This window comes from Pseudomonas fluorescens (assembly GCF_001623525.1).
In the GTDB taxonomy this organism is placed as follows: Bacteria; Pseudomonadota; Gammaproteobacteria; order Pseudomonadales; family Pseudomonadaceae; genus Aquipseudomonas; species Aquipseudomonas fluorescens_Q.
Genome location: NZ_CP015225.1, coordinates 4,042,501 through 4,056,845, shown reverse-complemented (window position 1 = coordinate 4,056,845; position 14,345 = coordinate 4,042,501). Strand labels below are relative to the sequence as shown.

Annotated in this window: 13 protein-coding genes; 4 read left to right on the top strand and 9 right to left on the bottom strand. The window is 61.8% G+C overall.

The genetic code is table 11. The features are described 5' to 3' along the window. Window positions 1-179 precede the first annotated feature (179 nt). Window positions 180-1,271 (top strand): calcium:proton antiporter, encoded by a 1,092-nt coding sequence (locus tag TK06_RS17435; protein WP_063323086.1) that lies wholly within the window; start codon window positions 180-182, stop codon window positions 1,269-1,271. Between the two features lie 244 nt (window positions 1,272-1,515). On the opposite strand, the gene TK06_RS17430 is transcribed toward TK06_RS17435, so the two are convergent. The 3 genes from TK06_RS17430 to TK06_RS17420 all read right to left on the bottom strand — a co-directional run bounded on the left by TK06_RS17430 (window position 1,516) and on the right by TK06_RS17420 (window position 4,184). Further along, a complete protein-coding gene (locus tag TK06_RS17430) occupies window positions 1,516-2,874 on the bottom strand; it encodes an 8-oxoguanine deaminase (protein WP_063323085.1) in 1,359 nt (452 codons plus the stop codon). Window positions 2,875-3,121: 247 nt separating this feature from the next. Further along, complete coding sequence (locus tag TK06_RS17425; protein WP_063323084.1) at window positions 3,122-3,808, bottom strand: SDR family oxidoreductase; 687 nt, start codon at window positions 3,806-3,808, stop codon at window positions 3,122-3,124. A gap of 25 nt (window positions 3,809-3,833) precedes the next feature. Beyond that, the gene (locus TK06_RS17420; RefSeq protein ID WP_063323083.1) at window positions 3,834-4,184 is read right to left on the bottom strand and encodes a MerR family transcriptional regulator; all 351 of its coding nucleotides are present in this window, start codon (window positions 4,182-4,184) and stop codon (window positions 3,834-3,836) included. An 82-nt stretch (window positions 4,185-4,266) separates the two neighbouring features. On the opposite strand from TK06_RS17420, the gene TK06_RS17415 reads away from it, so the two are divergent. Next, window positions 4,267-4,704: a hypothetical protein gene (locus TK06_RS17415; protein WP_063323082.1), complete on the top strand. Its 438-nt coding sequence runs from the start codon at window positions 4,267-4,269 to the stop codon at window positions 4,702-4,704. A 52-nt stretch (window positions 4,705-4,756) separates the two neighbouring features. On the opposite strand, the gene TK06_RS17410 is transcribed toward TK06_RS17415, so the two are convergent. The 6 genes from TK06_RS17410 to TK06_RS17385 form a co-directional block, all read right to left on the bottom strand. Continuing rightward, on the bottom strand, window positions 4,757-5,683 hold the full coding sequence (locus tag TK06_RS17410; RefSeq protein WP_063323081.1) for an ABC transporter permease: 927 nt from the start codon (window positions 5,681-5,683) through the stop codon (window positions 4,757-4,759). Beyond that, window positions 5,683-6,789, bottom strand: coding sequence for an ABC transporter permease (locus TK06_RS17405; protein WP_063323080.1), 1,107 nt, complete (start codon window positions 6,787-6,789; stop codon window positions 5,683-5,685). The genes TK06_RS17410 and TK06_RS17405 overlap by 1 nt, the downstream gene beginning before the upstream one ends. Window positions 6,790-6,801: 12 nt before the next feature. Next, window positions 6,802-8,355, bottom strand: a complete 1,554-nt coding sequence (locus tag TK06_RS17400) for an ABC transporter ATP-binding protein (RefSeq protein WP_063323079.1) — start codon at window positions 8,353-8,355, stop codon at window positions 6,802-6,804. Window positions 8,356-8,888: 533 nt separating this feature from the next. After that, the gene (locus tag TK06_RS17395) at window positions 8,889-9,470 is read right to left on the bottom strand and encodes an IMPACT family protein (RefSeq protein ID WP_063323078.1); all 582 of its coding nucleotides are present in this window, start codon (window positions 9,468-9,470) and stop codon (window positions 8,889-8,891) included. Between the two features lie 7 nt (window positions 9,471-9,477). Further along, window positions 9,478-10,128: a TetR/AcrR family transcriptional regulator gene (locus TK06_RS17390; protein ID WP_063323077.1), complete on the bottom strand. Its 651-nt coding sequence runs from the start codon at window positions 10,126-10,128 to the stop codon at window positions 9,478-9,480. A 197-nt stretch (window positions 10,129-10,325) separates the two neighbouring features. Beyond that, the gene (locus TK06_RS17385) at window positions 10,326-11,246 is read right to left on the bottom strand and encodes a LysR family transcriptional regulator (RefSeq protein ID WP_003197516.1); all 921 of its coding nucleotides are present in this window, start codon (window positions 11,244-11,246) and stop codon (window positions 10,326-10,328) included. Window positions 11,247-11,368: 122 nt separating this feature from the next. On the opposite strand from TK06_RS17385, the gene TK06_RS17380 reads away from it, so the two are divergent. Both TK06_RS17380 and TK06_RS17375 read left to right on the top strand, forming a co-directional pair. Further along, complete coding sequence (locus tag TK06_RS17380) at window positions 11,369-12,718, top strand: aspartate aminotransferase family protein (protein ID WP_063325174.1); 1,350 nt, start codon at window positions 11,369-11,371, stop codon at window positions 12,716-12,718. 71 nt (window positions 12,719-12,789) lie between these two features. Then, window positions 12,790-14,283, top strand: coding sequence for a CoA-acylating methylmalonate-semialdehyde dehydrogenase (locus TK06_RS17375; RefSeq protein WP_063323076.1), 1,494 nt, complete (start codon window positions 12,790-12,792; stop codon window positions 14,281-14,283). Window positions 14,284-14,345: the final 62 nt, after the last annotated feature.

The following is a 14,345-nucleotide window of genomic DNA, read 5'->3' as shown; positions in this document are numbered from 1 at the left end:
AGCCGGGGGCCGCTGCGCGCCCCTGCGGGAGCAAGCTCCCTCGCCACAGTAAGATCGTCCGGGCGATAAAGGTGCGCGCCGCCCGCCACTCGCCACCCCCTGGTGCATCACACCGAACGAAACGTTCACCGCCTCCTATAGTCAGTAATTCATGACCCGCCCACGCTGACAGGCCTGCGATGCTCACTTTGCTCAAGCAAGAAAAACTGCTGTTGCTGGCGCTGATCGCCGCGTGTATCGCCTATCCGCTGGAACATTGGCTATTGGGCAACGGGCAACGGGTCGCGTTGATCAGCGGCCTGGTGCTGATCGGCTTCATCGTCGCCGCCTCGATGCGCGTGGCCCATCACGCCGAACTGCTGGCGGAAAAGGTCGGTGATCCCTACGGCACGATGATCCTGACGCTGTCGGCGGTGCTGGTGGAGGTGGTGATCCTGGCGATCATGATGAGCAACGAAGCGTCATCGACACTGGTGCGGGACACGATCTACTCGGCGGTGATGCTCGACATCAACGGCATCCTCGGGCTCGCGGCGCTGATGGGCGGGATCAAGCATGGCGAGCAGGCCTACAACGACGATTCGGCGCGCACCTACAGCGTGATGATTCTCACCGCCATGGGGGTATCGATGGTGGTGCCGGAGTTCATTCCCCGCGAGAGCTGGAAAATGTATTCGGCCTTTACCATTGGCGCGATGATCGTGCTCTACACTTTGTTCCTGCGCATGCAGGTCGGGCCTCACAGTTACTTCTTCAGCTACAGCTATCCGGAAAAACGCCGCAAGAAAGAGCCGGTGGAAAACGAACCGGAACCCATCAGCCTGGCGCTTTCCATCGGTGCGCTGGTGGTTGGCGTGGTGATTATCGGCGCCCTGGCCGAAGTCATGTCCAAGGCCCTCGACCTGGGGTTGGAAGGCTCGGGTGCGCCGCCGGTGGTCACGGCGATTCTGGTGGCCGCCATCTCCGCCGCACCGGAAATCCTCACCGCCCTGCGCGCGGCCCTCGCCAATCGCATGCAGTCGGTGGTGAATATCGCGCTGGGCGCTTCGCTGTCCACGGTGATTCTCACCGTGCCCGTGATGGAGGCCATGGCCCTTTATACCGGCCAGCCTTTCCAAATGGCCATGACGCCGGTGCAGACCGTGATGATCTTCATCACCCTGATCGTCAGCGCCATCAACCTCAACGATGGCGAAACCAATGCCATTGAAGGCATGACCCATTTTGTGTTGTTCGCGACGTTCATCATGTTGTCGTTGCTGGGACTCTAGGCTCTGCACAAAGCCAAACTGTGGGAGCGGGCTTGCTGTTCACTTTGGGGCAATCGACAAACCCGTGGCGAGGGAGCTTGCTCCCGCTGGGCCGCGGAGCGGCCCCAAAACCTGCCAAATGCGGAGCATCGGACACACCGGTTTACGACTGCTTCGCAGCCGAGCGGGAGCAAGCTCCCTCGCCACAGGTCCATCATTTTTCTTAAATGAACCGTATTAGCTCCCAACGGGGATTTTGGCTGGATCAGGCTCCGGCGATCAGTTCCCGCGCCGCCTGGCTGTGATCGGCAATCAGGGCCTTCAAGTCCAACCCTTCGACCTCTCCATCGATCACCCGCCAGTGCCCGCCGATCATCACCCGATCCGCCCGATCCGCACCGCACAGCAGCAGCGCCGAGACCGGGTCGTGGCTGCCGGAAAAGCGCAGCTCATCAAGCTTGAACAGCGCCAGGTCGGCCTGTTTGCCCACCGCCAATTCACCGATATCGCCGCGCCCGAGCAGTTGCGCCGAGCCCCGGGTTGCCCAGCCCAGTACGCGTTCCGGCGTGATCGCTTGCGCGCCATAGCGCAGGCGCTGGATGTACAGCGCCTGGCGGGTTTCGAGGATCATGTTCGAGGCATCGTTGGATGCCGAACCGTCTACCCCCAGGCCCACGGGAGCGCCGGCGGCGGTCAGGTCCAGGGTCGGGCAAATGCCCGAGGCCAGGCGCATGTTCGAACTTGGGCAGTGACAGATGCCGGTGCCGGCGGTGCCGAGGCGGACGATTTCATCCGGGTTGAAATGAATCCCATGGGCCAGCCAGGTGCGCGGTCCGAGCCAGCCGACGCTGTCCAGGTAATCCACGGTGCGCAGGCCGAAGCGTTGCAGGCAAAAGTCCTCTTCATCGAGGGTCTCGGCCAGGTGCGTGTGCAGGCGCACGTCGAGTTGCTCCGCCAGCTCGGCGCTGGCCTGCATGATCTCGGGGGTGACCGAAAACGGTGAGCAGGGCGCCAGGGCAATCTGGATCCGGGCGCCGTCACCGCGCTCATGGTACTGGCTGATCAAGCGCTGGCTGTCGTCGAGAATCACCTGGCCCTGCTGCACGGTCTGCTGCGGCGGCAAGCCACCGTCGGCCTCGCCCAGGCTCATGGAACCGCGGGTCAGCATCGCGCGCATGCCCAGTTCACGAACACTCTGCACCTGCACATCGATGGCATTTTCCAGGCCGTCGGGGAACAGGTAGTGGTGGTCGGCTGCCGTGGTGCAGCCTGACAGCAGCAACTCGGCCAAGGCCACTTTGCTGGCCAGGGCAAGTTTTTCCGGGGTCAGCCGCGCCCACACCGGGTAGAGGGTCTTGAGCCAGGGAAACAACGGCTGGTTCACCACCGGCGCCCAGGCGCGGGTCAGGGTTTGGTAGAAGTGATGGTGGGTGTTGATCAACCCCGGCAGGATCACATGCTCGCGCGCATCGAAGATGTCGTCACAGGGCTGGGTGGGTTGTTGGCCGGCGCTCAGCAGTTCGACGAACACACCGTCCTGCAGGACGAGGCCGCCACGGGCATCGAGGTCGTTGGCGGTGAAAATGGCGAGGGGATTTTTTAACCAGGTACGGGTCGCAGGCATGGTGGCCGGCTCCTCTGAAAGTGGGTTCAGGTTAGCCAGCTCAGTGATGCCCTGTCTGCTGATCCAGGGTCGCCCGTTGGACAGGGCGAGGTGCGGAGTTTACTCAGGTTGCCGGGCGCAGATCCAGTGTCAGGTCGAGACCCCTGTGGGAGCGAGCTTGCTCGCGATAGCGGTAGATCAGCGACATCAATCTTGGATGTAAGGCCGCCATCGCGAGCAAGCTCGCTCCCACAGAGGAAAGATGGGGTTACCAGGGAATCGTTTCGCCCCTGTAGTTGACGAAGTGATGCCCGCCCTTGCCGACGAAGGCATTCACTTGGTCGATCAACCCGCGGGTGCTGGTCTCGACATCGATGTCCGCGCCTTCACCGCCCATGTCGGTCTTGACCCAGCCCGGGTGCAGCGACAGCACGGTCAATGCCTGCTCGCCCAGTTGGCTGACAAAACTGTTGGTCATCGAATTGAGCGCCGCCTTGCTGGCCTTGTACAGCGCCAGTTCCGGGGCGTCGGGCATGGTCACGCTGCCCAGCACCGAGCTCATGAACGCCAGCACGCCGCTGCCGTCGCGGATCTGGCCGACAAAGCGTTGAGCCAGGTTGATCGGGGCCACGGCATTGGTGAAGAACAACTGGCCGACTTCGGCCAGCGTCGCGCCACCTGGGCTCTGGTTGTCCGGACCCTTGACGCCGGCGTTGACGAACAGCAGGTCGAAGGTTTCGCCCTTGAGTTGTTGACTCAGGGCGATGACCGCTTGCTGGTCGTCCATGTCGAGTCTTTCGATCCGCACCGGGCCCAGCGCCCTCAAAGCCTCTGCGTTCTGCGGGTTGCGCACGGTAGCGGTCACGTTCCAGCCATCGCTGAGCAGGGTCTTCACCAGACCAAGGCCCAGGCCCCGGGAGGCGCCGATGATCAATGCGTTTCTTGCCGAATTCATGAGAGGCATCCTTGAAAGAAAAAGGTCATGGATTTAATGGACAGCGTTGCCCGAGCCGTTGTTTCAGCTCGTGACGCAACGCGTCGAGTTCGGTCATACGGGTTTCGATCAGGTTCAGTTTGTCTTGCAGCAATTGCGTCACGGCGCAGTCCGGGTCGGGGGCGTTCCACAGGGCGGCGACGCTGGCGCCGATCTCGCCCAGGGTAAAGCCCAGGCGCTGGGCGGTCTTGATATAGAGCACCAGTTGGACCACGTCGGCGGGGTAGTCGCGATAGCCATTGGCACTGCGCGCAGCGGCGATCAGGCCCCGCTGCTCGTAGAAGCGCAGGGTGTCTCGACTGACATCGCAGGCTTGGGCTAATTCACCGATACGCATGGATGACTCCGGAAGGGGCTTGACCTTGGAGCATACCCCAGGCTTTAGCCTTTTCGCTCCCCAATTATCTGGAGCAAAGTGTATGTGGACTTCGATGCAATATCGCCGGGTGGTGCTCGGCAGTGCCTGGTACGACCTGATCGTGTCGGCCGCGCTGGTCACGCCGTGGAGCTTTGCGGCGCTGCATGGTGTGTTGATGAGCTTGGCTCAGCTATTCGACCTGCCTGGAGAACTGCCGCCGTTTGCGCCGGCGCATGTGCTGATGGTGAATCTGCTGGGCTCGATTGTCTGCGTGTGGGCGGTGCTGCGGATTCGGGATCCGCAGCCGCTGTATGGGCGTTATGACGCGACGGGGCGGTTTCTGTTTGCCGCCTGGATGCTGTATGCGCTGCTTCATGGGGCCAGCGCGGTGTTGTGGGTTTTCCTGTTTTTCGAGGTGGTGTGGGGCGTCGTGCAGACACTGCCCGTCCGTGGCGAGGGAGCTTGCTCCCGTTCGACTGCGCAGCAGTCGCCTTCCTAAGAGGGACGCTGCGCGCCCCAGCGGGAGCAAGCTCCCTCGCCACAGGTGTACTTCAATGCCCCGACTGCCAAGGTTGCCCCAAGGACACCGGCGCATACAGTCGGGTGCGCACGGCGTCCCGGGACAGCAGCACCAGCACCACAATGGTCGCGGCATACGGCAACATCGCCAGCAAGCTCGATGGAATCGCCAGCCCCAAGCCCTGGGCCACCAGGTGCAGGATGCTGGCGAGGCCGAACAGGTAGGCGCCCAGCAGCAGGCGCCACACCCGCCAACTGGCGAACACCACCAGCGCCAGGGCGATCCAGCCACGGCCGGCGCTCATGTTCTCGGCCCACATCGGCGTGTAGGCCAACGACAGATAGGCGCCGGCCAACCCGGCCATGGCGCCGCCGAACAGCACCGCCAGGGTCCGCACCCTTAACACCGGCAGGCCCATGGCGCTGGCGGCATCGGGGTTTTCCCCGACGGCCTGGATGATCAACCCGACGCGACTTTTCACAATCATCCACGCCACCAGGGCAAACAGGGCGAAGGACAGGTAAACCAGCAGATCCTGGGCAAACAACATCCGCCCGATCAAGGGAATGTCACTTAAGTAGGGAATCGCCAGCGGCTCGAACCCCGCCAGCGGCTTGCCGACCCAGGCCGCCCCGACAAAGCTCGACAGGCCCACGCCGAAAATCGTCAGGGCCAACCCGGTGGCGACCTGATTGGCGTTGAATACCAGCGCCACCAACGCGAACAGCGCCGACAACAGCATGCCGGCAGCCATCGCCAGCAGCACGCCGAGCCAGAGGTTGCCGCTGTTGAAGGCGACGATAAAACCGATCACCGCACCGAACAGCATCATGCCTTCCTGGCCCAGGTTGAGGACGCCGCTTTTTTCGCAGACCAATTCACCCAAGGCCACCAGCAGTAACGGCGTACCGCAGCGCACCATGGCGTAGAAAATATTGCTCAACAGGTCGATATCCATCACAGCGCTCCTGCCTGTACGGCGGTGGTTCGGGTGCGCCGGGCCCAGCGCAGGTTGAGGCGTGGCCGGTACAGGATCAGCACGTCGCAGGCCAACAGGAAAAACAGCATCATTCCCTGGAACAGTTGGGTGATTGCCTGGGGAAGGTTCAGCGACATCTGCGCGCTCTCGCCGCCGATATACAGCAACGCCATCAACAGGCTGGAAAACAGAATGCCGATGGGATTGAGCCGTCCCAGGAACGCCACGGTAATTGCCGCATAGCCGTAGCCCGGCGACACCTGCGGCACCAGTTGGCCGATCGGCCCGGTCACTTCGCAGACGCCGGCCAGCCCGGCCAGCGCCCCGCTGATCAACAGCGCCAGCCACACCAGCGGCTTCTGGCGAAAACCGGCGAAACCGGCGGCGCGGGCATCGAGGCCCAGCACCTTGATTTGAAAGCCGACGAAGCTTTTCTGCAGCAACACCCACACCGCCACCAGCGCCAGCAGGGCGAAATATAGCCCGGCATGGACCCGACCATCTTCCAGCAGCAACGGCAGGCGACTGGCCTCGCCGAACATCGCCGACTCCGGGAAATTGAAACCCGCTGGGTCTTTCAACGGTCCGTGAACGCAAAACAACAGCAGGTTCAGGGCGATGTAATTGAGCATGATGCTGGTGAGGATTTCGTTGGCATTGAAGCGCGTGCGCAGCCACGCTGTGAGCCCGGCCCAGGCCGCACCGGCCAGGGTGCCGGTCAGCAGGATCAGCACCAGTGCCCAGCGGCTTTGCACGTCGATGATGTTCACCGCCAAGGCACTGCCGGCCAAGGCGCCCAGCAACAGCTGGCCTTCAGCGCCGATGTTCCAGATTCGCGCCTGATAGGCCACTGCCAGGCCGAGGGCGCACAGCAGGATCGGCAAGGTCTTGACCAGCCACTCGGACACGCCGTACAGATCGCTGATCGGGGCGATCAACAGGGTGTACAGCGTTTGCAGCGGGTCATGCCCCAGGGCGATAAACAGCAGCGAGCCACAGGCCAGGGTCAACACGGCGGCCAGTAGCGGCGAGCACCAGAGCATCAGGCGCGATTGTTGGCCGCGAGGTTCGAGAGAGAGCAGCATGTAGAACTCCGTTTAAACCGGTGCGGGGGCAGGGGATTGAGGGGCGTCGAACTGGCCGGCCATCCAGCCGCCGACGTCACTGAGACGGGTTTCGACGGTGGGTCTCAAGGCCGACAGACGCCCGCCGCACAAGGCGCCGAGGCGATCGCTGATCTGGAACAGTTCGTCGAGGTCTTCGGAGATCACCAGAATCGCCGCGCCCGCATCGCGCAGGGCGATCAGGGCGCGATGGATGGTCGCCGCCGCGCCGACGTCCACGCCCCAGGTCGGGTGAGCGGCCACCAGCAGCTTCGGCTGTTGCAGGATTTCCCGACCGAGAATGAATTTCTGCAGGTTGCCCCCCGAAAGGCTGCGCGCCGGGGTTTTGGTGTCGCGTGTCTTCACGCCAAAGCGACGGATGATCTCCTCGGCCAGGTGTTCGACCTTGCTGCGGCGAATCAGTCCGTGGTTGACCAGGCCCTGTTGGAAAGCGCTGAGCAAGGCGTTATCCGCCAGGCTCAATTGCGGCACGGCGCCATGGCCCAGGCGCTCGGCGGGGACAAATGCCAGCCCGAGCCGGCGACGGGCGTCGGGGCGTAGATGAGCCACGGGTTGCCCGTCGAATCGGATCGTTTCGCCTTGCTGACGGGCAAGCGGAGTCTCTCCGCTGAGCAACGCCAGCCATTCGTCCTGACCATTGCCCGCCACCCCGGCGATGCCGACGATTTCGCCGCTGCGCACCTCTAGGTCGATCTCCCGCAACGAGCAGCCGAACGGGTCCGGGTTGTGCCAGGACAGCTTGTCGATCTGCAGGAAGGCTTTGTCGGCGCTGACCTTGGGATAATCCGTGATCAGCCCGGCCGCTTCGCCGACCATCAGTTGCGCCAACTCCCGGTCCGTGCAATGCGCCGGGGTGCAATGCCCCGACACCCGTCCGCCGCGCAGCACCGTGGCGCTGTGGCACAACGCTCGCACTTCCCCAAGCTTGTGGCTGATAAACAAGATGCTGCAGCCCTCGCTCGCCAGGCGGCGCAGGGTCACGAACAGCTCTTCGGCTTCAACGGGCGTGAGCACCGAGGTCGGTTCGTCGAGAATCAACAGGCGAATGTCCTGCATCAGGCAGCGAATGATTTCCACCCGTTGCCGCTCGCCAATCGACAGGCTGTGGACCAGCCGCTGCGGCTCCAGCGCCATGCCGTAGCGCCGGGAAACCTCGCGGATCCGGGGTTCCAGCTGCGCCGGCGTACCGGCTGCCGCGCCCATTGCCAGGGCAATGTTTTGCGCAACGGTGAGGGTTTCGAACAGCGAGAAATGCTGGAACACCATGCCGATTCCCAGGCTGCGGGCCTGGGCCGGGTTGCGCAGGTTGACGCGCTGGCCTTGCCAGATCACCTCGCCCGAATCGGCAGGGGTGACACCGTAGATAATCTTCATCAGGGTGCTTTTACCCGCACCGTTTTCCCCGAGCAGGGCGTGGATCTCCCCGGGTTGGATGCTCAGGTCGATGGCGTCGTTGGCCAGGCAACCGGGGTAGCGTTTGCTGATGTTGCGCAATTGCAGGCGCGCGATGGAGTCGGGGTTGGACATGACAGGCTCGGGCCGATGGACAGGAATGCCTGTGGATAAAGCAATTTCCTGGCCATCAGGTCAGGAAATGGCCTCGACCCGCGCCGCCAAGGCTCTTTGCAGGTAGCCTGGGCATCTGCCATAGGAAAATTCTGCACCGGCTTGGAGCGCGCAAGTTTTGCGCAGGCATCGGTTTGCCCTGAAATGGGTGGTTAAAAATTGAGCAAGCGGCTGAGAGCCATGCCCTTCTTGGGGTAGCAGGAGCCATGAACGGGTTATCCACAGGTTGCTCCACAGTTATTGTGTGCAAGCCGGAAACTCGGGCATAAGCACTGCGGGGCTTTCTTCTAAAGGTGATAAACCGCCGCAAGCGTTTGTTTTATGGATGGATTTGTCGGTTAGACGGGACTTTGGCTGAAAAATGAGCAACTCTCTGAAACCCGCATGACAGAAGGGTTACAGAGGGATTTGCTCAGGTTATCCACAGTCGGGCCCACAGTGGATGTGGGCAAGTTGAACGATTGCGGGCGCCCTGAAAGGTCGCAGATTTGATCTCAACGTGCCAGCAGAATCCGGCCACGGCTCAGGTCGGCCAGGTGCGTCTGCAATGTTTCGATCTGCGCTTCACCCACGGCCAGTTGAAGGTCGACGCCATTGGCCGTAAAGCGTTCTTCATTGACCAACCCGCCGCATTCGGCAACGCGCAGTTTCACCAGAGCCAGTTCGGCGAATCCGCAGGAACAGCGCAACGCCACGCGACTGATCAATTCGATTTTCTCGGCGTTTTGCAGGCATTTGTTCGCGCCGCCGCCATAAGCCCGGGCCAGCCCGCCTGTGCCCAGTTGAATCCCGCCGTACCAGCGGATCACCAGCACCGCGACCTGATCGCAGGCTTGTGCTTCGATCGCGGCCAGGATCGGCCGCCCGGCGGTGCCTCCCGGCTCGCCATCGTCGTTGCTGCGGTATTGGTCGCCGAGTTTCCAGGCCCAGCAATTGTGCGAGGCATTCAGGTCGCTGTGCTGGTCGATAAAGGCCTGGGCGTCGGCGGGGCTGCTGATGGGCGCGGCGAACGTGATGAAGCGGCTTTTGCGAATTTCTTCGCGGTATTCGCAAAAGCCGGCAAGGGTAAAGGGCATGGCGATCTTAGAGGGCAGGTGTCAGGCCGCAGCCCTTGAGAATGATGCGGATCAGGTTATCGCCAGCCTCGACCATGTCCTGCTTGGTCAACTTGCTGCGACCGGTCACGCGACAGATCTGGGTGGCGAAGTCAGCGTAATGCTGGGTACTGCCCCACAACAGGAAAATGAGGTGAACCGGGTCGATCGGGTCCATCTTGCCGGCATCGATCCAGGCTTGGAATACGGCCGCCCGACCATTGAACCAGGTGCGATAATCCTGGTTGAAATACTCGCTCAGGCATTCGCCACCGCTGATCACTTCCATGGCAAACAACCGCGACGCCTGGGGTTGGCGACGAGAGAACTCCATCTTGGCGCGGATATAGCGGGTCAAGGCTTCGGCCGGATCATCCTCGGCGGTGAGGGTGTTGAAGGTACTGTCCCACAATTCGATGATGTTGCTCAGCACCGCCACGTACAAGCCGAGTTTATTGGTGAAGTAATAATGCAGGTTCGCCTTGGGCAGCCCGGCCTTCAGGGCGATGGCATTCATGCTGGTGCCTTTGAACCCGTGACGGGCGAATTCATCTTCGGCAGCCTTGAGGATCGTCTCTTCGTTCTTTTGACGAATGCGACTGGTGGGCTTGCCACCGTGGGCAGGGACTTCAAAGGTCATGAGCGTTTCCGAGCAGGGTCTGTGGGCAAGCAAATGCGTTGATAGCGCACCGGCATCAATCCGACAAGTGCCATCACACTAAAAGCCCGACTAAACACCTGTGGGAGCTTGCTCGCGATAGCAGTGGATCCGTCACATCTTTATTGACTGAATAACCGCTATTGCGAGCAAGCTCGCTCCCACAAAGAGCAAAAGGGTTAACGGGTGGCCGCCAGGCTTTCGAGAAAACTCTCCAGCACCAGATGAGGCCGACGCCCCTTGCGGGTGACCGACGCCAGGCTCAGGTCATAGAAACGTGCCGAGGGCTTCAAGGCCCGCAGCCGACCTTGCTGGACCCAGAGGCTGGCGTAGTGATCGGGCAAGTAACCGATGTAGCGTCCGGTGAGGATCAGGAACGCCATGCCTTCGCGGTCCGATGCGCTCGCGGTGCAATTGAGCGCCTGGTAATGGGCCTGTATTTCGGCTGGCAGGCGGAAGGTCGGCGCGATGGCGTCCTGGCTGTTGAGGCGAGCGTCCTCAAGTTGCTGGTCATCGACATAAAACAGCGGATGCCCGACCGCGCAGTACAGCAGCGATCGTTCACTGTACAGCGGTTGATATTCCAGCCCGGACAGGGCACTGGCCTGGGGAACTACGCCGACATGCAAACGCCCGTCGAGCACGCCTTGCTCGACTTCGTTGGGGGCGATCATGCGAATCTGGATCTGCACGTCGGGCCCGCGTTCCTTCAACTGTGCCAAAGCGTGGGTGATGCGCATGTGGGGCAGGGTGACCAGGTTGTCGGTCAGGCCGATGGTCAGTTCGCCGCGCAGATGCTGGTGCAAGCCGTTAACCTCGGTGCGAAAGCTTTCCAGTGCGCTCAATAGCTGCAACGCCGATTGATACACCTCACGACCTTCCTCGGTCAGGGAAAAACCCGCGCGCCCGCGTTGGCACAGGCGCAGGCCGAGACGTTGTTCGAGGTCGCTCATCTGCTGGCTGATGGCCGACCGGCCGATGCCAAGCACGGTCTCCGCTGCGGAGAAACCACCACATTCCACCACGCTGCGGAAAATGCGCAGCAGGCGAATATCAAAGTCGCTGACCTGGGCCAGTGGATCGGGACGACGAGCGCTCATAGTTTAGTGATCCGCCGACTGAAGGTTACAAAAGTTGGATTTCACCGACTTTATCGTCGTGGCAACTTAGCTGCAAGAACGCTTTCGATCCCCTGTCGCTTATGACCTGCGAGGTTTTGTCGATGAACATGCCCGAACACGCTGCCGGTTCCCTGGCCAGCCAGCTCAAGCTGGATGCCCACTGGATGCCCTACACCGCCAACCGCCATTTCCAGCGCGATCCGCGCCTGATCGTCGCTGCCGAAGGCAGTTGGCTAGTGGATGACAAGGGGCGCAAGGTGTACGACTCGTTGTCGGGCCTGTGGACATGCGGCGCCGGGCACACCCGCAAGGAAATCCAGGAAGCGGTCGCCAAGCAGCTGGGCACCCTCGATTACTCGCCGGGGTTCCAGTACGGCCATCCGCTGTCGTTCCAACTGGCGGAAAAAATCACCAGCCTGACCCCGGGCAATCTCAATCATGTGTTCTTTACCGACTCCGGCTCCGAGTGCGCCGATACGGCGGTGAAGATGGTCCGCGCCTACTGGCGTCTCAAGGGGCAGGCGACCAAGACCAAGATGATTGGTCGTGCTCGTGGCTATCACGGCGTGAACATCGCGGGCACCAGCCTCGGCGGTGTCAACGGCAACCGCAAACTGTTCGGCCAAGCCATGATGGACGTCGACCACTTGCCGCACACCTTGCTGGCCAGCAATGCCTATTCCCGTGGCATGCCAAAAGAGGGCGGCATCGCCTTGGCCGATGAGCTGTTGAAGCTGATCGAGCTGCACGATGCTTCCAACATCGCGGCGGTGTTCGTCGAACCGATGGCCGGCTCGGCTGGCGTGCTGGTTCCGCCAGAGGGTTATCTCAAGCGTCTGCGGGAAATCTGCGACCAGCACAGCATCCTGCTGGTGTTCGACGAAGTGATCACTGGTTTCGGCCGCACCGGTTCGATGTTCGGTGCCGACAGCTTTGGTGTGACCCCGGACCTGATGTGCATCGCCAAGCAAGTCACCAATGGCGCGATCCCCATGGGCGCAGTGATTGCCAGCTCCGAGATCTACCAGACGTTCATGAACCAGCCGACGCCTGAGTACGCGGTGGAGTTTCCCCACGGCTACACCTACTCGGCTCACCCGGTGGCCTGCGCGGCGGGCCTGGCGGCGCTGGACCTGCTGCAGAAGGAAAACCTGGTACAGAGCGTGGCCGAAATTGCCCCGCATTTCGAGAATGCGTTGCACGGCTTGAAGGGCGCGAAGAACGTCATCGACATTCGTAACTATGGCCTGGCCGGCGCGATCCAGATCGCCGGGCGCGACGGCGATGCCATCGTGCGTCCATTCGAGGCCGGCATGGCGTTGTGGAAAGCCGGGTTCTATGTGCGGTTCGGCGGCGACACCCTGCAGTTCGGGCCGACGTTCAACAGCAAGCCGCAGGACCTGGATCGCCTGTTCGACGCGGTCGGTGAAGTGCTGAACAAGCTCGACTGATCCGTTCTTCCATATAGCTTTCAATAACAGGCGTCCGTTCACGGGCGCCTGTGGATAATTCTGGAGTCCCCATGAGCCTCATCCCGCATTTGATCAATGGCGAATTGCTGAGCGACAGCGCTCGCACCGCCGATGTGTTCAACCCGTCCACTGGCCAGGCCATTCATAAAGTGCCGTTGGCTGATCGCGCGACCATCCAGCAGGCCATCGACGCCGCGAAGGCGGCTTTCCCGGCCTGGCGCAATACACCTGCGGCCAAGCGTGCGCAGGTGATGTTTCGTTTCAAGCAATTGCTGGAGCAAAACGAGTCACGTATCGCCCAGTTGATCAGTGAAGAACACGGCAAGACACTGGAAGACGCGGCCGGTGAGCTCAAGCGTGGCATCGAGAACGTCGAATTCGCCTGCGCAGCGCCGGAAATCCTGAAGGGCGAATACAGCCGTAACGTAGGACCGAACATCGACGCCTGGTCAGACTTTCAGCCTCTGGGCGTGGTGGCGGGCATCACGCCGTTCAACTTTCCGGCGATGGTGCCGCTGTGGATGTATCCGCTGGCGATCGTTTGCGGTAACTGCTTCATCCTCAAACCATCCGAGCGCGACCCAAGTTCGACATTGCTGATCGCCCAGTTGCTGTTGGAAGCCGGTTTGCCCAAAGGTGTGTTGAGCGTTGTGCATGGCGACAAGGCCGCCGTGGATGCACTGATCGAAGCGCCGGAAGTGAAGGCATTGAGTTTTGTCGGTTCGACACCGATTGCCGAGTACATCTATGCCGAGGGCACTCGACGTGGCAAACGCGTCCAGGCACTGGGCGGGGCGAAGAACCATGCGGTGCTGATGCCGGATGCCGACCTGGACAATGCCGTCAGCGCACTGATGGGCGCGGCGTACGGTTCGTGCGGTGAACGCTGCATGGCGATTTCGGTGGCGGTGTGTGTCGGCGACCAGGTGGCGGATGCGCTGGTGTCCAAGCTGGTGCCGCAGATCAAGGCGCTGAAGATTGGCGCCGGTACATCCTGTGGGCTGGACATGGGGCCGTTGGTGACGGGGCAGCACCGGGACAAGGTCAGTGGTTATATAGAAGAGGGTGTGGCGGCGGGTGCCTCGCTGATTGTCGATGGTCGCGGCTTGAGTGTGACGGGTCATGAGGAGGGCTTCTTCCTCGGTGGCTGCCTGTTCGATCGTGTGACCCCCGAGATGCGCATCTATAAGGAAGAGATCTTTGGGCCGGTGCTGTGCATCGTCCGGGTCAACAGCCTGGAAGAGGCGATGCAGTTGATCAACGATCATGAGTATGGCAACGGCACCTGCATCTTTACGCGCGATGGCGAGGCGGCGCGGTTGTTCTGCGATGAGATCGAAGTCGGCATGGTGGGCGTCAACGTTCCATTGCCTGTGCCTGTGGCCTATCACAGCTTTGGCGGTTGGAAGCGTTCGCTGTTCGGTGACCTGCACGCCTACGGCCCGGACGGCGTGCGTTTCTATACCCGTCGCAAAGCGATTACCCAGCGTTGGCCGCAGCGTGCCAGCCATGAGGCTTCGCAGTTTGCGTTCCCCAGCTTGTAACCGGTAAGTGAAGAGGCCGGCGCCTTTGGGCGCCGGCCTCTGTGTTTGCGGGGCTTTTTGAC